We start from the raw sequence: 20,431 nt of genomic DNA, 5'->3' as shown, positions 1-20,431 counted from the left end.
CGCCTTCTCTTCTTTACCACACATACGAATCTAAGAACGAATTACGGAACTTCCCCTGCGGATCGCAGCTAGCTGCGAGACTTAGGAATGCAAGGCGCTTCTCATAAAGCGACTTCAATCGTTCAGGCGCCATCGTGAACACCTTACCCCAGTGCGGGCGCGCCTCGAATGGCTCTAGCGCTGCTTCGATGATCGGCAACACACGCTCAACCGCCTCAGAATGGGGCTTCCATGTAAAATGAACTCCGATCGAATCCCGATTGTAGTTTGGACTCATCCATAGCTGATCGGAGGCAATCGAGCGCACTTCCGAAATATATAGATGCGGAGCGATATGCTCCCGTATCTTGTTAATCGCCTCTAACGCAGCGTAGGCTTGGCTTCTCGGCACGAAGTACTCGCTTTGCAGCTCCTCTCCCGCACTCGGAGTAAACTCCATTCGGAAATGCGGCAGCCGCTCATGCCAAGGTCCTCTTTTCCCTAGCTGCTCACTGCATGGCTCTGCGGAAATACCCGGCACGGGATGCAGCGGCGCAGTAGCCCTCGTCGCCCCGTAGAAGTCATCCACGGCAAACGTATCATCCGCATCGGAGAGACGTTTCAACCACACTTGATTAAAGCGATCGCTGCTCCAATCCGTAAATAGGCTGACGCTGTACGCACTCGAGAAAACATCGTCGAAATGGTTTTCCAGCCTGGATAGAGCCAGGTTCTCAAACAGCTGCTGGCTGATATCAAAGCTCGGCACGATGTCTAGCGTCAGCTTCGACACGATGCCTAGCGCTCCGAGACCGACGATGGCTCCATCTGCTTCCGGCTGTTCACCCCGTGTATAAGTGACCGCTTCCCCGCTTGCAGTAACAATCTCAACCGAGCGCACGGCGGTAGCGAGATTGCCGTTCCGGTCCCCCGAACCATGCGTACCCGTTGCGCAAGCGCCGGCAATCGTAATGTGCGGAAGAGAAGCCAAATTATGCAGACCATAATGGTTTGCATGCAAATAACGAGCCAACTCTCCGTACCGGATGCCGCCTTCCACCGTGACGGTCCCTCGCGAGGGGTCAAGCTCCAATACTTGATTCATCTTATTCAGCGAAACCAGACTGCCGGACGTATCGGCAATGCTGTTGAACGAGTGACGCGAACCAAGCGCTCTGACTTTATGGCGTTTTGCCACCCATTCCTGGAGCTGCTCCATTCGCTCAGGCTCGAACAGCTCCGATGCACTGTATCTGTAATTTCCCGCCCAATTGCGTTCCTCTTCCATTGTACTTTTCACTCCATTCCATGTTGTGCAATACATGCATAAAAAAAACAGAACCTCGACATCCCTCTCGTCGGGCTCTGTATTCTAATTCGCTTTCTAAGCGCTTAACCCTCTCCCGCCRCAACCGGATTTTCCCCATAACTAATCCAATCGCTTCAGCTAATTACTGTCGTCAATTCAATAGAAACTGACAAAAAAGTATCCCAACCTTATAATTGTTTCATATATCCTATAGCGGTACCGATCAGGAGGAAGGCATGCAATTTGAACCCGTGTATGAAAATGGACAATTATTTGTACCGAAGATCGAATTAACTATGACACCGAATCAAGCAATTGGCATTATAACGGACTTGAAGCGAAAGCAGCTTTTAATGAATCAATTGCCGGATCGTTCCCTATATTACCTATTTCGAGCTGGGCAAAACGAGTATATGCATTTAAAGGTGGAAGAATTAATCACTTTTCTAATCAACGTAACAGAGCGGAATGAGCGTGCCGATCGGTTGTTGGATTATTTTGCTTTAAAAGAAGAACGGAAAGTAAAAATCAAAAATCTAAGCCCATCGAAAAGAATGTATGTAACCTTGCTGCGCGTCTTTTTTGCGCATCAGCCTACGCTTGTACTGGAGGAACCGTATTTTTACCTGGAAGAACGGGATCGGCGTCATTTCAAACGGATATTAGATGACCTTTCGAACGAAAAGCAGATACTCATTTTAACTTCGAATTTAGAGGATGCCCTTATTTCCTGCGATGCCATTTATCGATTAAACGAGCTCGGCTTTCATCAATTGGATATTCGGGACTCGGATGAGGACAAACAAGAAGTGCAGGAACAAGATCAGGCCAATATCACCTTGCAGAAGATTTACACGAAAAGAAACGGCAAAGTCATTTTATTTAATCCGCCTGAAATCGACTATATAGAAAGCGTAGATGGCTCGATTCTCGTTCATGTGGATGGAGAAAATTATGACTGTGCTCTCACGCTAACCGAGCTTGAACAGAGATTGGCGAATTTCGGATTTTTCAGGTGCCATCGATCCTACATCGTTAATCTTCAAAAAATAAGAGAAATTATTACATGGACGAAGAATAGCTACAGCTTGCGATTAATTACAGGCAAAGATGCCGTCGTTCCATTATCTCGATCGAAATTGCAGGAATTAAAAGCTCTTCTTAACCTTTAATTCCGAGGGGGATGTCGGACCAATCAAGCAGTAAATGGTACAATTCAGCCGATAACAGCTACATTTCGGCGGATTTTGATGGCTGGAAGCCCGCAATCTTAATATAGTTAAGCCATCAACTCCAAGGATGTGGTGTGAATGGCCGTTATCGAAGTCGAACATATTCGAAAGAGATTTGGAAATAAGGATGCATTGGCGGATGTGTCTTTTTCGATTCCAAAGGGAGAAATTTTTGGTTTCCTGGGTCCAAGCGGTTCAGGAAAAACGACACTTATAAAGCTGTTGACCGCGCAATTAGATCCGACAAGCGGACAAGCAAGCGTATTTAACGAGCCGGCGGAAATGATGCATCGGTCTCCGCAGAAAATGCGCTTTGGCATTTTGACGGATAACAGYGGTCTCTATGAGAGATTAACGATAGAAGAAAATCTGGAGCTGTTTCGCCAATTATATGATCTTCCTAAATCTTCGATCGATAAGGTGCTGCAGTTTGTAAACTTAAGCGGAGAGCGCAAAAAGAAAGTCAATCTCCTATCGAAAGGGATGCGTCAGCGTGTCATGTTGGCATGCGCAATTATCCACGAGCCGGAATTATTATTTTTGGACGAACCTACCTCGGCTTTGGATCCGGTAAACTCCGCGCATATTTATAAAGGGTTGCGCCGCTTAAATGAGAATGGGACAACGATTTTTTTAACGACGCATGATATGGCCGAGGCAGAATTGCTATGCAATCGTGTAGCGATTTTGTATCAAGGACAAATCCAAACCATCGGCTCCCCGAAGGAGCTTAAAAAGCAGCATCGAGAAAACGTCGTTTGTGTCGAGTTAATAAGCGGAGAAGCCTACGAGCTCCCGATTAATAATGGAACAGTTGATCAAATAGCCGATTGGATGAAAAAAGGGTTAATTGATACGTTAGAAACGAAAGAGCCAAGTCTAGGTGACATCTTTATTAAAATGACAGGAAGTGAGTTACGATGAGTATCTCATTAAAACGCGCACAAGCGATATTCGTGAAGGATTACAAAGAGTTTTCACGCAATTATGCGATCTCCATCATGCTGATTTTTCCAATTATTTTTGCAATTCTTTTTCGAAATGCAGGTACGTCTTTGCCTGGGGCCGCCGGTTTTCTTTTCAATATTTCGTTTGTGCTGCTAACGTGTTTTGCGCAAGCATGCTTGATTGCGGAAGAAAAGGAGCGCAACACTCTACGATCATTAATGATGACTCCGGCTACAACCATGGATGTTTTAATCGGAAAAAGCACGTTAGTCTTTGTCATGTCTGCTGTTGTTCTCGCTATTGCTACATTTATATTCGGCTATGAGCCAGCTAGTATATGGGCGTTTATGGCAGCAATCATTCTTTCGATTATTTTATACACGGCAGTCGGGACGATATGCGGTTTATTCTCCAAAACGTTGCTTGATGCGTCATTATCGATCATTCCTGCAGCGATGGTATTTACTGCGCCTCCGGTTGCAACGCTGCTATTCGGTGATTTTCCGATTTTTAAAGTGCTGGATTATACGCCAAGCATTCAACTTGTGAATCTGCTAAACATGCCCCACGCAGACTTTACGACGGGAGACATATTAACCCCTCTCCTTATTACTGGGGCATGGACGGTCGTATTAACGATTGCGTCCGTTGTTTTGTATCAACGACGGTTAAAGGATGAGTGAGAAAAGGAGGGAATACATTCCGATGAATATAGCCGTCAAGTTGATTCAACATTTCAAGGCCCGTGATGCCCAGCTTAGGCTGAAGGGCTATCGGGACAAAGTTGAACGCATCCGACAAAGGAATTTGGAAGCCTGGGACGATGGGCAGCTTCAAGCGGAATCCCTCCGGCTAAGGAAGGAATCACGATCGGGTGCGCCTTTGGATGAGCTGCTGATCGATGCCTATGCGCTAGTCTGCGAAGCAGCGAAGAGAACGCTCGGATTACAGCCTTACGATGTGCAAATTATGGCTGCCATCGCTCTGCACGAGAGATTCCTGATCGAGCAGCATACCGGCGAAGGCAAAACGCTCTCTGCCGTTATGCCCGCTTATCTACATGCGCTAACCGGCGAAGGCGTTCATGTGCTGACTTTTAACGATTATTTGGCCAATCGGGATGCGGAGTGGATGGGTCCGATCTATCGCTTCCTCGGGTTAACGGTAAACGCAGTTCAAGCGGGCATGAGCTTGTCACGGAAACGGGAAGCGTACGCCGCGGATATCACCTATGTGACGGCCAAAGAGGCGGGATTCGATTATTTGCGCGATTCGATTGCGCTAGACGAAGCCGATACCGTTCATCGCCCCTTCCACTACGTCATCGTCGACGAAGCGGATTCGCTGCTTCTCGACGAAGCTCGGGTGCCGCTAGTCATCGCCGGCGAGCCTGAGTTCTCCGGCAACGACGACAATCCTTTCGCAGCAGTGGCTAGGCAGCTTCGGCAGGATGAGCATTACGACTTCGATGAGTTCAAACGGAATGTTTATTTAAGTGAAGCCGGCTCGGCGATAGCGGAATCGCTGCTCGGATGCGGCAATTTGTACGAAGACCGGAATAGTCATTTATTAATGTCGTTAAATTGTGCGCTGCATGCGGAATTGTTATTGAAAAGAGACGTCGATTACATCGTCCGGGACGGTAAAATCGAGCTGATAGACGAATATACCGGCCGCGTGGCGGACAATAGACATTTGCCCGAAGGGCTGCAAGCCGCGCTCTACGCCAAAGAAGGGCTTCAGTCGAAAGCCGGCGGGAACATTCTCGGCACGATCACTCTTCAGCACTTCCTTAGTCTATATCCGAAGATTTGCGGAATGACGGCTACCGCGCAAGTATCCACAATGGAATTCGAAGACATTTATGCGCTGCAAGTCGTGCAAATTCCGCCGAACCGGCCAAACGTACGAATCGACCATCCACACCGCATTTATACCCATAAAGAAGCCAAATTTAAAGCGCTTGTACAAGAAATCTTGTCCGTCCATAGGGCGGGGCGTCCGATTCTCATTGGTACGTCAAGCGTCGAAGAGTCCGACATGCTGGCGGAGGCGCTGGCGGTTGCCGGCGTCCCCTGCCATGTACTGAACGCGAAAAACGATGCAGAAGAAGCCAAGATCATTGCCAAAGCGGGAGAAATTGGCGCCGTGACCGTGTCGACGAATATGGCGGGACGCGGCGTGGACATTCGGCTTGGCGGCGGCAACCCGGCGCAAGGAGAAATAGTCGCCAATCTGGGCGGGTTGTACGTGATTGGCACGCATATGCACCAAAGCGTGCGGATCGACAACCAGCTGCGCGGTCGATCCGGCCGCCAGGGCGACCCGGGAGCTTCCGTCTTTTTCGTTAGCTTGGAAGACGATTTAATGCTTCAATTCGGCACTGATATAAAGAAACGCGGCCTTAGGCAGAATGAGGCTCTGGAAGAGTCGGCGCTCCGGGACAAAATTGACCATATTCAGCGTGCAATTATGGGCCAAAACTTCCATATCCGTCAGGAGCTGAACAGCTATTCGGATATGGTGGAGGATCAAAGGCGTATGTTATACGAGGAGCGGCTTGGAATTTTGAAAGGCGAGACGCCGATGAGCCCTTCGGAGCAGCGGGTACGGCTTTATTTTATCGACAAGTTCTGGGCTGAGCATCTGGCATATGCTTCTTACATTCGGGAGGGTATCCATCTGACGAGCCTTGTCAAACGCAATCCGATCGATGAATTTCATGACCAAATCATTCAGGCCTACGAGCAAATACCGGCTGCAATAGAGAGAGAGTCGGCGGATATGCTCGCAAAGCTCGGAGGTTCCAATGAACCGGCGATGTGGGAAAAGCTCGGGCTGAAGAACCCTACTTCCACTAGAACCTATATCATCAACGATCAATACCAACAATATTTGCGGAATCCCGGTTCATGGACCTCAGGCACAATCATCGCTTATTGGCTGCGCGCCATTTTGAGACCGACATTCGGGTGGTCAAAATTTTGATGAGCACAGCGCAAAGGAGTACACCGCCACATGAGCGATGTACTCTAAGTCACATCCTATTATATGCCTACTTCCCACATTTTCTTCGTTACTTCCTCAACCCTTCCATCCATATCCGTCCCATCAAACTTCGGAAGCTTCAGCTCGCTTACGATTTTTCCGTCACGCATAAACATAACGCGCTCCGTCCGCGCAGCAACCTTGGCGTCGTGGGTTACAAGCATTATCGCAGTACCGTCTGCATTGATTTCGGAAAATATGTCCATAATCTCCTGCGCGGACTGTGAATTGAGCGCGCCCGTCGGCTCGTCACCGAAAATAATTTTCGGGCTGTTCATAAGCGCGCGGCATATTCCCGCCCTCTGAAGCTGTCCTCCCGAGACCTGTGTAATGTCGCGCTTTTCAAGCTCCGCAATGCCTACCCTTTTCATATTCGCTCTTGCCTTCTCCGTAATTTTTGCGGCGTTTTTTCTGTTGCCCCGCATGGACGGAAGAATGATGTTGTCGAGAATATTCAAGCTTTTCAGCATAGTCGGCTGCTGAAAAACAAATCCCATCGCAGTTCTGCGCAGATCTGAAAGTTCATTCTCAGAGGCCGACGATAGCTCCCTATCGTCAAATACTACCTTTCCGTTATTAATGCTATCCGTTCCGCTCAGCGCAAACATCAGCGTGGATTTTCCCGAGCCCGACGGTCCCATAACCGCAACGAACTCGCCCTCGCCCATTTCAACGGACACTCCATCGAGAACATTGCGCTTTTCATCGCCCTCGCCGAAAGATTTTACGATATGATCACCGATAAGTATCTTCTTCATTTGCCTACTCCTTTATATGTTCGCTAATTTTTATTTGTCCCGCGCGCGAGGTGCCGATCGCCGTTGCGGTAAGTACCGCGATAATCATCATCAACGGACAAAGCAGATACGCCGAAAGCGGATTAACGGCAAAGTTAAATTTCGATGCGCCAAAAGAGGAGATAGCCACATCCGCAAGTACCTCTCCGAGAGTATTTGCCAGAAGTGTGCCGAGAACAATGCCAACAATTAGAACGAATACCGAACGCGAAACAAACTGCGCCTTAATATCCGAGTTTGTAAACCCGAACGCCTTCATGACGGCAATGGAATATCTGTCCTTTGCGACGAGCATTTTCATAAACAACAGTGTGACCAGTAACGTGATAACCAGCGAAACGGCAACTGCGGCGTAGGAGGCCATTTTGACAGAGCTTATGATCGAACCGAGGGTCTGTGTAACAAATTCATCAACGTCTGAAGTCTTTGCAAAATCAAACTTGTCTGCATATTCCGCAACCTTCGCGTCAATAAGAGATTTATCCGAAAGTTCAGCGCTGACAATGCTCCACATAATGCCCGCCGAATGGTCGGTGAATACGGACTTGGCGGTTTTGCCGCCATTGGTAATGTCGGAATAGATTCCGCTTACCGTAAGCTCTTTCTCCTGCCCCTCAATCACCAGTGTAATGACATCGCCGGCCTTCTTGCTCATCCCATCGGCGTATATAGTCGAAAGCGCAATTTCGTCATCCGCGGCGGGTGCTTTGCCCTCGGAATATGCGATAGGAAATATCGCATGGTCGCCGAGTTCGATTTTAATATTTTCCTCTGATCCGTCTTCCATTTTTGCTTTGAATGTTTTTGTTGTAAGGACGGCAACCTTTGAAATGGCTTGATCGCTTTTCACCGTCTCTACGATTTCAGCGATTTTTTCAGAGGTATTGCCGTCGATATTGCCGGGCAACTGTATGCGCAGATCGTAGTTTCCAATCCCCATGTAACTGATGAAGCTTTTTGAGGAAATCGAGTTGTACAGGTTCTGCGGAACAATCATGATGAAGGACGAAATCACAAGCACGATAAGCATTGTGACGTAAAGTCTTTTCCTTGAGAGAACATCTTTGATACCGAGAAAAATATTCGTGCTGAACAGCCTGTTTCCGCTCAAGATAAAACGCTTAGTACCCGTGTTTTTGTCCTGGGAAGTACCATAGCGTATGACTTCCGCGGCTGAAATTTTCCGAAAGCGTTTCAGCACTCCGTTAACAAAAGTCATAATGGCAAGGAATACTAGCAATAGGCCGATGATTCCTAAGACATAAGAAAAAGAAGAATTTTCGCTTTCCCCCATATAAAGCCGAATATTTTCAAGAAGCATTCCTTTGAAAACTAACGAAAGAGCAAAACCGAGAATAGAGCCTGCCGCAGCAATTGCCGCGTATTTCGCTAGATAAATCTTCTTAATATCCGAGATACGCAGCCCTATAGCTTTCATAACACCAATTTCACGATAATCGTCTTCGATTTTCGCCAAGAGCGTAAAGCGTATGCACATGAACGCGATGGTAACGACAAGCAGGCTTACCAGAAGGATAACCCCGATCATCATCCCGTCGGAAATTGCATTCATCATTCTAAAAAGCGAATACGTAACCGTTGGCCCGTTCATTTCAAGTCCTGCGGAGGCATATGCGGTTTCAAATGCGCCTAACGCCGACATATCCTTTAATCTGAACTCAATCAGATACTCTATATTTCCAAGGTTTTTTATTTCCGCATAGTCATTGCTGCTTACAAGAAACCGCTTTGAGGCTGAAAGCGAAGAATTCATTGTCGAATCGCGGAGAAATCCCGCGACGGTAAATTCTTTTCCGTTGATTACGGCCATGTCCCCGACCTTAGCGGTGTTGTCCTTCATATAGCTTACCGGAACATAAACCTCGCCGTCGGATACGTTAATCACGTTTCCTTCAAGATCTAGCAGATAATCGAATTTCTCGCTCTGTACGCTTAACCCGTTGTCCTGAACGCTGTTTGCGAGCGATTTTTCACCAAATATAAACTGCGCGCCGTCGAAGTTAAGAAATTGTACCACCTGAAATTCATCGACGTTACTGTTTTGTTCCGCAAAAGCCGTAAGCCTCGCAGTATCAATCTCACCCGAATGCATCTGCATAAAATGCGGCGTTTCCGCTTGCTTCATAAGCGTATCCAGCGAGCCCGAAAGATGGACGACGAGTATCGCTGCAAGCGAAACAAGCATGGCTGCGGCAGCGACAAATATCATGGTTATCAGTGTTACCGCTTTGCTCTTTATAATGTCATTGCGAATTATTCTGTAATACATAAGCCACCTCTGTCTTCAAGCTTAATTGCAGGATTTCCGAATTATTCATTACCGTCTCCATTTCCGCTGCCAAACATCTGCATAACGTGCATAAGACTCCCGCTTTCAGCACCAAGCAGCCTTTCTGCATTGAAGACAAACGCCTGTATGCGTAAAGCACGCTCCTCGTTCGTCATTGAGACCATATCCTCATCGAAAACGGTATTCGCATAGATCACAACCATTTCCATGCATTCATACGGGAACGGCGTGCTGAACAGTCCCTGTTGGGTGCCCTCGCGGATTATCCCCGCCAGTATCGGCGTAATTCCGGCAATAATGACCCTTTGTATTTTCTGATGCAAAAGCGCGTTTTGCGGCTTGTGTATATGCTCCATAATTTCCTTGCTGCTTCCGCCGCTTAAGTTCAGTGCCATAACAACGCGAATAATGCGCTCGATTACGGGTACGCTCTTGTCTGCGGAAATTTCCTGCGCCGCGCCTATAAGACGGACATTATACCGCTCAATCAGAGCGTCCATAATATCCTCCTTCGACTTGAAGTGATAATACAGCGTTCCCCGCGCAATTCCGACCTTTTCGAGAATATCGTTTGTACTCGTGCCGTCAAAACCCTTCTGGCCGAAAAGCTCGTCCGCTGCGTCAAGAATTTCGTTCCTCCGCTCCTCGGCTTTTTTTACAACTCTCATCTTACATCCCCTTCATATAGACCGACTGTCTGTCGGTAATAGAGTATCATACTATTTCTCATTTTCAATACGATTCACTAAATGTTAACAAAATATGATTTTGAACCAATGGATTTAACGGACGCTAAACAAGCGAAAACCGACCGCGTAAGGTTGGTCGCTTAACGGTGGGCTTCGCTTAGATTCATTTTAATAGGAATAAAACGAGTCGTTTCTTTCACTTTTTGTATATCATTAGAAAACATATACTGGTGCTAAACAAACGTACTCTATATTAAATCATCTGATTCACACGAACGGAGCTTCGATTCAATGCGGATTAGAGCTGCAGTGGAAGGTAAAAAAGGCACTATTCTCTTGCTGCTTTTGTTGCTGGCGATGAACGCTGTCTTCATTTTCATGCATGTTAATCACTACGAATTTTATATTCACCCCTTAGCCCGCTGGAATATCCCGTTACTGCTCAATATGTCAGCTTTGACCGTTGCCATGCTCGTATCGCGCAAGTGGCGTCGGTTCTCGATCACTATTAGTATACTAGGAATGTTTTTAGTAGCCTTCCGTATGTGGGGCTTAATCATGGGATGGAATTACGAGACGATCGAATCCCCCAAAGGAACCGAAACGTTGGTCATCAAGTACCGCGACGCAATCCTTGGCGAAAGAACCTATTTTTATCAATTTTATCAATCATCCAGATTAAGCATTACGATGGAATACCTAACAGTACTTGATCTAATGGTGCCAAACGACGAATTTGATATCTATCCGAATGCCAAGCGTACGCTGGGGAGCGATCATCCGATCTGGCTTAGCGAGACGGAAGTAAAATTCCATACGAAAGACGGGCCTTTTACGCTAATAATACGATAACGGCTATTCAAAAGACCGTAAATTTCAAGTAATCCATCGCCGTGGCGCATAGGCCACTTGGCGATGGATTCAAAATCTGCGCACTATTATTTTTCCTCGTTCTTACTCTTTCCCAACCGCATTCGGATTCTCACTATAAGAAATCCAATCGCTCCAACTCAATTCCATGCCAGCCACCTCGTCTATACGATCGTCTTCACGGGCAAGATGCTGGAATGCGGAAGCCAGACTGTCCGCAAATTTTAATTGAATCGATCCATGCCGCTCGACTTGTCTAGCTGCTGCAGTCTCTTTGACGGCTTCGGGCAGCACGACAACAATCCATCGCAGGTGCGCATGTTGGAGGATCGGCAGAGCTTTCAACATTGAATCCAAAGTGGCGACCGTCCTTTCGGCGATAATCCGATTATCGATCAGAAGGTGAAAGGGCTGCGTCGCCGCTTGCAATGCCATGTGCGCATCCGCAGCGATATCCCGGAAATCCTCCATCGTTACCACCGGTTCAAAATGCGTCAAAGCCAAAATATGATTTTGAACCAGCCACCCTGCTTTATAACGCATACTTAACCCCCTTTGTTATATGGTTAGATATATTGTCGACTATATGCCCAAAGCGCCTCGGCTTCTTGGCCTTCGGGTAAAGGAACACGGAAACGCATGGAGCGATCCTGCTTCCAATGAACCCCCGAATGCTTCTCCAAGATCAGCCGACCCAGATAAGCGCTGCCTTTGGCTATCGGCTGGCCGAACATTCGAGACAACAATCGGAACAGMAACGGTGCCTCTTGGAACAAATTCGTTCGAACCATTCCCGGATAGCAGGTATGCACGCGCAACTGCGGATATCGCTTGGCGAGCTCGGAAGCATAGAGATCGACCGCAAGCGCTGCCTTCATCGCCGACGATAGACCGGCTTGAGGTTCAGCCCAAGAGGTCGAAGCATTCTTGTGGACGCCATTACCTCCTACCATAACGATGCATCCGTCAGGTACGATCTTGTTCTGCTGAAGAAGCATCTCCRATAACGCAAATTTACTCAAATAGTTTGTTGCGAAAGTCGTCTCCAACCCTTCATTGGTCAGTCGTGCCTCTTTGTCGGTAGATATTCCTCCCGCACACAGCGCCAACGCATTAATCGGCCCTTCGAGCTGTTCCGCTAATCGACGTACTTCCGACATCTTGGACAGATCTGCATAGATGTAGTCCGCCCCCAGCTCGGCGGCAATCTTCTCGCCTTGGGTTCGATTACGACCGACTATCGTTACCTCCCAACCGCGTTCCGCGGCAAAGCGCGCCGTCCCGTAACCGATTCCGCTTGTTCCTCCTGTAACTACGATTCGCATAATAGAATAGCCCCTTTATTAATTAGGATCCTAGCTATATGGCAATTGATATTCCCATCTACATCAATAGATGTACCATTGCACTCACCTCCTCTCCGATTGCTAGGATGCTAGCTATTAGTGAAGGCTAAAAGCCCTTATTAATAATATTCCGTATCCCCTAGGTTCTTGGCCACTCGTTGCAGCCACTGTCCCAGCAAATCTCTCTCGGCTTGCGTGAACCCTTTAAGCATCTCGTTCTCGAATTGCAGAATAAGATCGACCAGCTTACCGAACACCTCGTTGCCTTGCTCCGTGAGCGTCACAACGTTAGCCCTTCCGTCCGTATGGCTAGGCTTACGGGAGATGTATGACCGAGCCTCCAGCTTATCTAATATTCCGGTCAACGTCGCGGATGTAATACCGCTATGATGCTGGAGCTTCTGCTGCTCCAACCCTCCAGATTGAGCCAAATAGCCCAGGATCTCGAATTGCGAAGTCGTCAGATTGAATGTGCTTAACCGCACGTCAAGCTCTTTGCGCATAATAATATAAGTTCTTTTCAAGTAAAGGATGGATTGAGACATGTGGCGGTATGGCTCCATTCTAAGATCGTTAATATAATTAGCATCCTAATTATATATCAGGAATTTCCAGAATGTCAACTGACGCGAAACAAGCGCTCTGACTTTATGGCGTTTTGCCACCCATTCCAGGAGCTGCTCCATTCGCTCAGGCTCGAACAGCTCCGCGGCACTATATCTGTAATTTCCCGCCCAATTGCGTTGCTCTTCCATTTATCAATCCATTCCACGATGTGCAATGCATGAATAAAAAAACAGAACCGCGACATCCCTCTCGCCGGGCTCTGTATTTTAATTCGCTTTCTAAGCGCTTAGCCCTCTCCCACATCAACCGGATTTTCACCGTAACAGATCCAATCGCTCCAACTTTGGGTATCCCTATCATAATCAAGTAACAACTTTTTCAGTACCAGTAATGTAAAATACGTTTAGACGCTCACGACTATTCACATTAAAGACTTACTTAAACTTAAAACTAACCAATTAATAAAAAGTGGTAGAGCAACAGGCATGGCATGTCGTCTCTTTTAATAATTCTTAATCACAGGGTTTTCCATAATGCGAGTTTATGAGACAATATCCCTATAAATATGTCAGGATAGGGAGGATACATAGGATGACAACAGTTTCTCTTGATTTAGATCAGCTCCGAAAAATACGTGCTCTTACAATAATCGCCTTATTTTCCGACGATGATCTACTGGATACATTAGTGTTAAAAGGCGGAAATGCATTAGAGCTTGGATATGGCATTGTATCGCGAGCATCCACCGATCTCGACTTTTCTATGCGTCAAGATTTTAAGGATATAGGATTAAATAATCCTGATGAAATCATTGCCAAACTAGATAAACTTCTCAGCGATACTTTCAAGGATGAAAATTTCCCTTATTGTATCCATGATGTAAGATTCAAAGAAAAGCCTAAACAACTAATTGATTCTCAAAGATTGACGTTTTGGGGCGGATATGAAGTCAATTTCAAGCTAATTAGCCCGGATTTTTTAGAAAAATATAAAGACAATCCTGGTGCCCTTATGTCGAAGTCCATCCCAATAGATGGTGAGGGAAAAAAGATAACTATAGATTTTGGTAAACATGAATACGTTGGGGATGTAACTACAACAGAATTAGATGACTATACAATCCCAATCTATACGCCTACATTAATTGTTCTTGAGAAAATTAGAGCTATTTGTCAGCAGATGGAAGACTACAATGTAAGCATTGGGAAAGAGCATAACTTCGGAAAACCCCGGCCACGTGACTTCTATGATATCTATAATGTAATGACACATTCAGGGGTTCAAGTAAACCTACAGGATCCAGATACAATCCACCATCTCAAAGAATGCTTTAAGGCTAAGCGTGTACGATTAAGTTTAATTTCACAAATCTCTACAACAAGAGAGTTTCATAAACAGGAAGAAAGCAAGCTCAGAGATAGTATTGTAGATCAACATTCATTTAAAGGTTTTGATTATTATTTTGATTATGTCGTTGATTTACTGCAAACAAAAGGATTAGCAGCACTAGTTGCATAAAAAACATCTAACCCTCTTGGGTTAGATGTTTTTTGGATAATACAAATTCCAACGCTCCGAAAATTCCATATCCTTCATCCCATATGTTAAGTAAAACCTATTATTCATAGGAAGCTCCATAAGTTTAACAACACTATCACTATAGCCAGCGCGCTCTAAATAAAATCCAATGGCTTGGTGGTATGGATATATGTAACTCAACTTCTTTAAATATGCGCTAAGTCTATTACTTTTAAGTGAACCCTTTGCTTTCTCGTAAATCTTTATCACTTCAAAAACCCCACCTGAATAATTGGGTCTTACAGCAATATCAATTAACGTTCTCTCCAAATTAGTAACAGCATAACCGTCTGCTTGATTATCAACCCCCAATCTTCCAGTATATCTACCGTTCAAGGCATAAATACGTCGACCGGAATACTCATAGTAATTGTTAGTTTCACGCATTTGACTGGCAAAAGCATTATCAATATTTTCTTGAAGCAATTGTGGCTCTTTACTATAAATTGACGTTTTTTTAGTTTGCTCTTTATTAACATAGACCACTTTTACTATCTCATCAGTCAATCCATGTAATGAAACAGCTGAATAGTGACTAATATATGCTTGAGGAAACAGTGAGATGGCGATTAAGTTAGGATCCAAGTTGTTTGGATTTAAATTCATTGAACTTAACAAGTAGCGACTAATCTTCCCTTTCGGAGATTGTATACCGACTTCCTTAATAATGTTTTTCTTAACAAGAAAACCAAAAAAATCATGCACTTTTGTACTCTGAGGCAATTTCCAGGAATCTTTATACAAAAAAAACGTAGTGCTTATATCTACGTCAGTGAGGATGGGCTTATTACAATCACTAAGTGCATCATTAATTTCTTGTTTAAAAAGCTCCATAATATCAAATCGACTTGGTCTAGGCATGAAACACTTCACCTACTTCACTAGATAGTCATTGTATGCTGTGGTGTATACACCACAGCATACCATATAAACGTTGTACAGTCAATGCAAATTGAGCGCTCCAACAGCGTTTTTCTAGTTATTCATGACATTACTTTATATGATGCGGTGTATACACCGCATCATAACACATATATTCTAGAATTTCAAGTTCTAAAATGCACTGTTCTGTGGATAGGAAAGAGCCAGTAAAGCCTAATCACAAAGCGGATATACACTAAGAAACAATAAACAAGAGCCTCGAACACGCTGTTAGACGAATGTTCGAGGCTCTTGTTTATTGTTATGCTTGTTCTTGATCTTGGCATGAATGTGAACATAATCCTGTTCAAAGTTCTTGTATCATGTGGTGTATACACCACATGATATCAGTTTAATACCAAATGGTCAATACAATCAATTACAATCAGCATCCCAGCATCCTCTATATTATTAAAAGGATATCACATCGCGCTCTGTATCAATAATATATTGTTATACTCTTTTCGACTCTTCCTCTTTCCCAAACGCAATCAGATTCCCACGTACTGAACTCCAATCACTCCAGCAGTCGAATGCCTTTTGGACGCCACTCTCCATTACGAAATTTAATATTCAATTACTAGTGAAGAACCAATTAATCATATATTGGAGATAGTTAACAAGTTCTGAAAATAACTTACTTGTRGGTGAAGTATTGTGAGAAAAATAATGTTTACAGGCGGCGGGTCACGTCACGGTAAATCTGGCTTTAATACCGAGGCTTCAAACTTAGGGTTGGATAGTCGAATACCTGGAGTCGCATACGGGAATCTAGAAGCACTAATTGAGAACGTACCCGGCGTGAAGTATTTCAGCATTGCAACGGGCAAACTGAGTAGATATTTGGACTGGAACAACGTGAAAGACCGTTCAGAGTTGGTCAAGACCCCATTTAGCGAACAATGAAAAAAACACCCAAGCAGCATGCTCGCGCTGATAAGCAATCGGCGTCAGTTTTTTTGGTTTTCTTTGCGGTCTAGACTCGTTATAAAATGTGATATACATTTCAATTCGCCTTTGACCTCTTCGATACTTGGTATGTCATAGAGATAGAGTCCTTCCGTTTTGAGATGCGAGAAGAAGCTCTCCATTGAGGCATTGCCATAACATTGCCTCGGCGAGACATGCTGATTTGGGCGCCGACCTTTGGTAGCGCATGTGACGTGTATTGGAATCCTTGATCGCTGTGAACGATCAATCCAGTCACGTCTTTTTGCTTTTCTAATGCTTTCTCAAAAGTCTGTAGAACAAGCTGATTGTCATTTCGAAGCCCCATGTGATAGGCAACAATCTCGTTGTTATACAGATCCTTGATCGCAGACAGGTACAGCCAAGTATCCGATACGGGGTATTGCGTGACATCGGTGACCATTTTTGATTTGGCAACTCGGCATAGAATTCCCGTTTCAGTACGTTTTCTGCGACAAGGCCACCTGTGGAAGCAGCGTAGTTACAACGATGCTTACGCCGAATTTTAGAGCGTATGCCAAGTTCCTGCATGAGGGGCAGAACCTTCTTGTGATTGACCCAAAACCCATGTTCTTGAAAGAGAAAGAGTTGTAGCTGCCTATATCCATATATGCCGTCATACTTCGCGTATAAGGCTTGGATCCTTTCCTTGATATCCTTATCCCGGTCCACAGACTTACGTTTTATGTAGGCGTAATAACCGCTTCGTGAGACGTTGAATGTTTTACAAAGTTCAGCTACCGTATACCATTTCGATGCCTGCTCAATGGTTCTGTACTTACAGCGCACGTCTCCTTCATCCAGATTTCCAAACACTTTTTTTGCATCTTATTCTCCCGTTTGAGGCTTTGGATAGGACGATTCCCGTCGATATATTCCTCTTGCCGACCACGTCGGTCCATTAAGCCAAACTTGCCTAACTTCCTCATCCACACTTTCACCCGAAATACGTCTGCTATCCCTAAACGATTAATAATCTGACGATAGGTCTAGCCCTCCACAACGTGGGGTCTGATTGCTTCCAATCTCAACTCATGCGTATATCGTTTGAACTTCTGTCCCTTTACCGGCATAAATAATGCACCCCCTAGAATTTCATCGGATAAACCAGGGGTTTAATCCAATGTCCATTATAAGGGGTGCACTTCATAGCTCACCATGCTCTGTTTTTATCCTAACAATACTACTATGCTTCTTTAGGGTTCTCTTCGTCACCGGTGGCAACCGCATTCCCCATATAGACTTCTGTACAATCAGCACATTTATTGTATTTAAAAACAGATAGAATTAATATAAAATTGTTTATATATTCCTGTTTTAGACTTGGCTATTGAACTCCAACAATTCATGAGAATCAGCAAATTTAATAGTAAGACACCTATTCAAATTAAGATGGATTAAAGATTGGGCAGTTTACAAATTAATGAGTCGGAGGTTTGAAAATGACGCCAGCAACTACAACATTGAGTTCTTATAATTCAAAAGCACTAACCAGTCTCGCATTAATGGAAACGTCTCTATTGACGCGAGATTACCTTTCAAGTTTTATTCCTTTTATAGCCACACTATGCCTTAAAAATAACTATAGCAATATTGAATTGGAAATTACTGTTAAGGATTTCAAGGACGAATTCGGGATTGAAATACCAATTTCACCGATGCGATCTATCCTTTCTCGATGCGTTACGGGCGGTATCATCAAACAAACACAAGGCGGACAGTATACCCCTGTAAGACACGAGATACAAAAACACTCATTTCTTGGTAAACAACCAGAAAGTCTTTCAAGTGTTAACATGGTAATAAATAAGTTTATTGAGTTTACTTTGAATAGTCACCAGATTGTATTGAGTCACGAAGAAGCATCTGATATGTTTATTACCTTTCTTGATGAACATTCTGCAACTACAATTGTTGGAGATACAGGGGAAATCGACGGTGTGGATGGGCATCTAAAGAGGAATTTATACCTAATGGGTACTTTTATACAAAAGGTTTATGAGCACGATACACAATTATTTGAAATAGTTCGTAAATTAGCTATGTCATACCTTGTGGCTTCTGCATTAACTTTTGATGTGGCTACTGAAGCACGAGTAGATGGATTCAGCCGGTTGACAATCTACCTCGATACACCAATTGTATTTCGTCTGTTAGGCCTACAATCTGATGAGTTAGAGAGTTCTTATAAAGAACTATTTGAAAGTTTTAATGAAACAATTAAGCCAAAATTATTAATCTTTCAACATACTTTTGATGAAATTTCAAAAATACTTTCAGACTGCGCTAACTGGATAGATAACCCTGCGTATAATCCACTTTATGCAAATCCTGCACTTTTAAGCTTTATAGAAAAGAAATTCAATCGGACTAAGGTTGAGTTATACATAAGCAAGCTAACTGAAATGTTGAATGATTTAGGGATTAATATCGATGAACATGAATATTATCACGTCGTGCACGAAAGTGCTCAAATAGATACCTTACAATTAAAGGACAAGTTAGTTACAACATATAAAAACCGAAACCCTGCTTATGATCAGCAAAAAAATGAAGCTTCATTGAACTACGATATCCGCTCTATTGAAAATATTGTTAAACTCTGGGGGACAAAATCCTCCAAAGATTACACTACGCTTAGGTATTTATTCCTCACCAACAATTCAACATTAGCCTATGTAGCTCGGAAGTTTACTGCTGATTATTGGTGGGATAATAAGAACCATAAGTCACCATGTATTACTGATTACTACCTAGGTACAATGATTTGGTTGAGTACGTCCAGTACCAAACTAGAAAGTTACAGTAAACTTAAGCTCTTGGCGGATTGTAGTGCTGCAACTACTCTTTCAAGAGAAGTAATGGAGAAATTTCTTGATGAATTAAAGCAACTCCAACAAACGAAAGGCATAAAAGATAGCGATTATTTGCTATTACGTAGAAACGCTTTCGAGAAAAATTATTTACAGAATATTACCCTAAATGAAGAGGACGCTTTTAAGAATGATACAATTGAACAACTACTTGAAGATATAAAGGCTGATATTCAAAAACCACTTATCACTACAATAAACTCCAAAGATGATGAAATTAGTTCTTTACTTGCAGATAATGAAAATCAAAAAAAACGTATTGTGGAACTTGAAAATGAAAAAAATAGTGCCTTGAATGAGACGCATCTCGAAGATAAACACGTTGAAAAAGATGCAGAAAGATGGATGGAAATATTGATTAACCGTTATGCTCCCGTAACATTTGCTTTTTTTGGACTTCTTGCGGTCATAATTCAGCTTCTACCATCTCTGTCGGTTTATGTGGATCTAATAAAATTCATAGCTTCATTTGTATCAGTTATCTCTGTGCTATTTATTGCATCTATGAAGACCAATTGGTTCTCTCTGAGAGATAAGTTGTATCGTAGAGCCATTGCTCAACAACGTGTAAAAAATTATAAAAAGTCGTTGCTATTAAAAAAACATTAAAATATCATAATCAATTTATCTCAAAACTATCTATTCGCTCCAACAAAAAATTAACTTGTGAAACGATTCGCCGCGATATCAAAACGGCGGGTTAAAGGGAGATGTCTGCGACATCTCCCTTCTTTACAGTTACACCTGAGCAATTATCTTCAGCATTTCATGTTGATTTTTCGTTATTTATCTCCAAAAAAATCTACTTTTGTTGATTCAATGCCTATGTTTGCATTCAGTACATTGCAACATTGATTTAGAAAAGAGCATGAAAACATACTTTAAACGACAATTATAAAAAATTTCTGAGGTCGATTGTTGACTCCGTGTTGACTGCGGGCCACAAAAATACAGAACAACAGAATTAATTTCGCCCCGCTCAGTAGCTAAGTCA

17 protein-coding genes are annotated in these 20,431 nt (G+C 44.0%); 7 read left to right on the top strand and 10 right to left on the bottom strand.

Features of this window, described 5'->3' with window-relative positions; genetic code table 11:
* Nucleotides 1–13 precede the first annotated feature (13 nt).
* Nucleotides 14–1,267, bottom strand: coding sequence for an FAD-binding protein (locus AB4Z33_RS01590; protein ID WP_442048203.1), 1,254 nt, complete (start codon nucleotides 1,265–1,267; stop codon nucleotides 14–16).
* Between the two features lie 257 nt (nucleotides 1,268–1,524).
* On the opposite strand from AB4Z33_RS01590, the gene AB4Z33_RS01585 reads away from it, so the two are divergent.
* From AB4Z33_RS01585 to AB4Z33_RS01570, 4 genes are all read left to right on the top strand, one after another.
* Nucleotides 1,525–2,460, top strand: a complete 936-nt coding sequence (locus AB4Z33_RS01585) for a LytTR family transcriptional regulator DNA-binding domain-containing protein (RefSeq protein WP_442048202.1) — start codon at nucleotides 1,525–1,527, stop codon at nucleotides 2,458–2,460.
* Between the two features lie 138 nt (nucleotides 2,461–2,598).
* Nucleotides 2,599–3,444 carry an ATP-binding cassette domain-containing protein gene (locus tag AB4Z33_RS01580; protein ID WP_442048201.1) on the top strand — a complete coding sequence of 282 codons (846 nt, stop codon included), beginning with the start codon at nucleotides 2,599–2,601 and terminating at the stop codon, nucleotides 3,442–3,444.
* A gap of 32 nt (nucleotides 3,445–3,476) precedes the next feature.
* Nucleotides 3,477–4,151: an ABC transporter permease gene (locus AB4Z33_RS01575; RefSeq protein ID WP_442048200.1), complete on the top strand. Its 675-nt coding sequence runs from the start codon at nucleotides 3,477–3,479 to the stop codon at nucleotides 4,149–4,151.
* A gap of 22 nt (nucleotides 4,152–4,173) precedes the next feature.
* Nucleotides 4,174–6,456 (top strand): preprotein translocase subunit SecA, encoded by a 2,283-nt coding sequence (locus AB4Z33_RS01570; protein ID WP_442048199.1) that lies wholly within the window; start codon nucleotides 4,174–4,176, stop codon nucleotides 6,454–6,456.
* Between the two features lie 59 nt (nucleotides 6,457–6,515).
* Here AB4Z33_RS01570 and AB4Z33_RS01565 read toward each other — a convergent pair whose 3' ends face one another.
* The 3 genes from AB4Z33_RS01565 to AB4Z33_RS01555 are packed head-to-tail and all read right to left on the bottom strand — an operon-like array spanning nucleotide 6,516 to nucleotide 10,292.
* Nucleotides 6,516–7,274: an ABC transporter ATP-binding protein gene (locus AB4Z33_RS01565; protein ID WP_442048198.1), complete on the bottom strand. Its 759-nt coding sequence runs from the start codon at nucleotides 7,272–7,274 to the stop codon at nucleotides 6,516–6,518.
* A gap of 4 nt (nucleotides 7,275–7,278) precedes the next feature.
* Entirely contained in the window at nucleotides 7,279–9,603 is a 2,325-nt protein-coding gene (locus AB4Z33_RS01560; protein WP_442048197.1) for an FtsX-like permease family protein, read from the bottom strand.
* Between the two features lie 41 nt (nucleotides 9,604–9,644).
* Nucleotides 9,645–10,292, bottom strand: a complete 648-nt coding sequence (locus AB4Z33_RS01555; RefSeq protein WP_442048196.1) for a TetR/AcrR family transcriptional regulator — start codon at nucleotides 10,290–10,292, stop codon at nucleotides 9,645–9,647.
* Between the two features lie 330 nt (nucleotides 10,293–10,622).
* Here AB4Z33_RS01555 and AB4Z33_RS01550 point away from each other — a divergent pair, with 330 nt between their 5' ends.
* Nucleotides 10,623–11,165: a hypothetical protein gene (locus AB4Z33_RS01550; protein ID WP_442048195.1), complete on the top strand. Its 543-nt coding sequence runs from the start codon at nucleotides 10,623–10,625 to the stop codon at nucleotides 11,163–11,165.
* 102 nt (nucleotides 11,166–11,267) lie between these two features.
* Here AB4Z33_RS01550 and AB4Z33_RS01545 read toward each other — a convergent pair whose 3' ends face one another.
* The 3 genes from AB4Z33_RS01545 to AB4Z33_RS01535 all read right to left on the bottom strand — a co-directional run bounded on the left by AB4Z33_RS01545 (nucleotide 11,268) and on the right by AB4Z33_RS01535 (nucleotide 13,074).
* Entirely contained in the window at nucleotides 11,268–11,726 is a 459-nt protein-coding gene (locus AB4Z33_RS01545) for a hypothetical protein (RefSeq protein ID WP_442048194.1), read from the bottom strand.
* Nucleotides 11,727–11,749: 23 nt separating this feature from the next.
* A complete protein-coding gene (locus AB4Z33_RS01540) occupies nucleotides 11,750–12,508 on the bottom strand; it encodes an SDR family NAD(P)-dependent oxidoreductase (protein WP_442048193.1) in 759 nt (252 codons plus the stop codon).
* Between the two features lie 140 nt (nucleotides 12,509–12,648).
* On the bottom strand, nucleotides 12,649–13,074 hold the full coding sequence (locus AB4Z33_RS01535) for a MarR family winged helix-turn-helix transcriptional regulator (protein WP_442048192.1): 426 nt from the start codon (nucleotides 13,072–13,074) through the stop codon (nucleotides 12,649–12,651).
* A gap of 613 nt (nucleotides 13,075–13,687) precedes the next feature.
* Between AB4Z33_RS01535 and AB4Z33_RS01530 the strand changes: the two genes are divergently transcribed.
* Nucleotides 13,688–14,614: a nucleotidyl transferase AbiEii/AbiGii toxin family protein gene (locus tag AB4Z33_RS01530; protein ID WP_442048191.1), complete on the top strand. Its 927-nt coding sequence runs from the start codon at nucleotides 13,688–13,690 to the stop codon at nucleotides 14,612–14,614.
* A gap of 21 nt (nucleotides 14,615–14,635) precedes the next feature.
* Here the strand turns inward: AB4Z33_RS01530 and AB4Z33_RS01525 are convergent, their stop codons facing one another.
* From AB4Z33_RS01525 to AB4Z33_RS01515, 3 genes are all read right to left on the bottom strand, one after another.
* Nucleotides 14,636–15,508 (bottom strand): type IV toxin-antitoxin system AbiEi family antitoxin domain-containing protein, encoded by an 873-nt coding sequence (locus AB4Z33_RS01525; protein ID WP_442048190.1) that lies wholly within the window; start codon nucleotides 15,506–15,508, stop codon nucleotides 14,636–14,638.
* A 1,093-nt stretch (nucleotides 15,509–16,601) separates the two neighbouring features.
* Nucleotides 16,602–16,919, bottom strand: a complete 318-nt coding sequence (locus tag AB4Z33_RS01520) for a DDE-type integrase/transposase/recombinase (protein ID WP_442048247.1) — start codon at nucleotides 16,917–16,919, stop codon at nucleotides 16,602–16,604.
* Nucleotides 16,817–17,236: an IS3 family transposase gene (locus tag AB4Z33_RS01515; RefSeq protein WP_442048246.1), complete on the bottom strand. Its 420-nt coding sequence runs from the start codon at nucleotides 17,234–17,236 to the stop codon at nucleotides 16,817–16,819. The genes AB4Z33_RS01520 and AB4Z33_RS01515 overlap by 103 nt, the downstream gene beginning before the upstream one ends.
* Nucleotides 17,237–18,006: 770 nt before the next feature.
* Between AB4Z33_RS01515 and AB4Z33_RS01510 the strand changes: the two genes are divergently transcribed.
* The gene (locus AB4Z33_RS01510) at nucleotides 18,007–20,046 is read left to right on the top strand and encodes a hypothetical protein (RefSeq protein ID WP_442048189.1); all 2,040 of its coding nucleotides are present in this window, start codon (nucleotides 18,007–18,009) and stop codon (nucleotides 20,044–20,046) included.
* The last annotated feature ends 385 nt before the right edge of the window (nucleotides 20,047–20,431 follow it).

It is taken from the genome of Paenibacillus sp. 2TAB19, from assembly GCF_052115185.1.
Lineage (GTDB): Bacteria > Bacillota > Bacilli > Paenibacillales > Paenibacillaceae > Pristimantibacillus.
This window is presented reverse-complemented; position numbering and strand designations above follow the sequence as displayed.

Excerpts from the sequence above, each read along its gene's own strand:
- AB4Z33_RS01525 (WP_442048190.1), bottom strand. The coding sequence starts at position 15,508 with ATGGAGCTTTTTAAACAAGAAATTAATGATGCACTTAGTGATTGTAAT.
- AB4Z33_RS01535 (WP_442048192.1), bottom strand. The coding sequence starts at position 13,074 with ATGTCTCAATCCATCCTTTACTTGAAAAGAACTTATATTATTATGCGC.
- AB4Z33_RS01590 (WP_442048203.1), bottom strand. The coding sequence starts at position 1,267 with ATGGAAGAGGAACGCAATTGGGCGGGAAATTACAGATACAGTGCATCG.
- AB4Z33_RS01555 (WP_442048196.1), bottom strand. The coding sequence starts at position 10,292 with ATGAGAGTTGTAAAAAAAGCCGAGGAGCGGAGGAACGAAATTCTTGAC.
- AB4Z33_RS01545 (WP_442048194.1), bottom strand. The coding sequence starts at position 11,726 with ATGCGTTATAAAGCAGGGTGGCTGGTTCAAAATCATATTTTGGCTTTG.
- AB4Z33_RS01570 (WP_442048199.1), top strand. The coding sequence starts at position 4,174 with ATGAATATAGCCGTCAAGTTGATTCAACATTTCAAGGCCCGTGATGCC.
- AB4Z33_RS01565 (WP_442048198.1), bottom strand. The coding sequence starts at position 7,274 with ATGAAGAAGATACTTATCGGTGATCATATCGTAAAATCTTTCGGCGAG.
- AB4Z33_RS01510 (WP_442048189.1), top strand. The coding sequence starts at position 18,007 with ATGACGCCAGCAACTACAACATTGAGTTCTTATAATTCAAAAGCACTA.
- AB4Z33_RS01585 (WP_442048202.1), top strand. The coding sequence starts at position 1,525 with ATGCAATTTGAACCCGTGTATGAAAATGGACAATTATTTGTACCGAAG.
- AB4Z33_RS01560 (WP_442048197.1), bottom strand. The coding sequence starts at position 9,603 with ATGTATTACAGAATAATTCGCAATGACATTATAAAGAGCAAAGCGGTA.
- AB4Z33_RS01530 (WP_442048191.1), top strand. The coding sequence starts at position 13,688 with ATGACAACAGTTTCTCTTGATTTAGATCAGCTCCGAAAAATACGTGCT.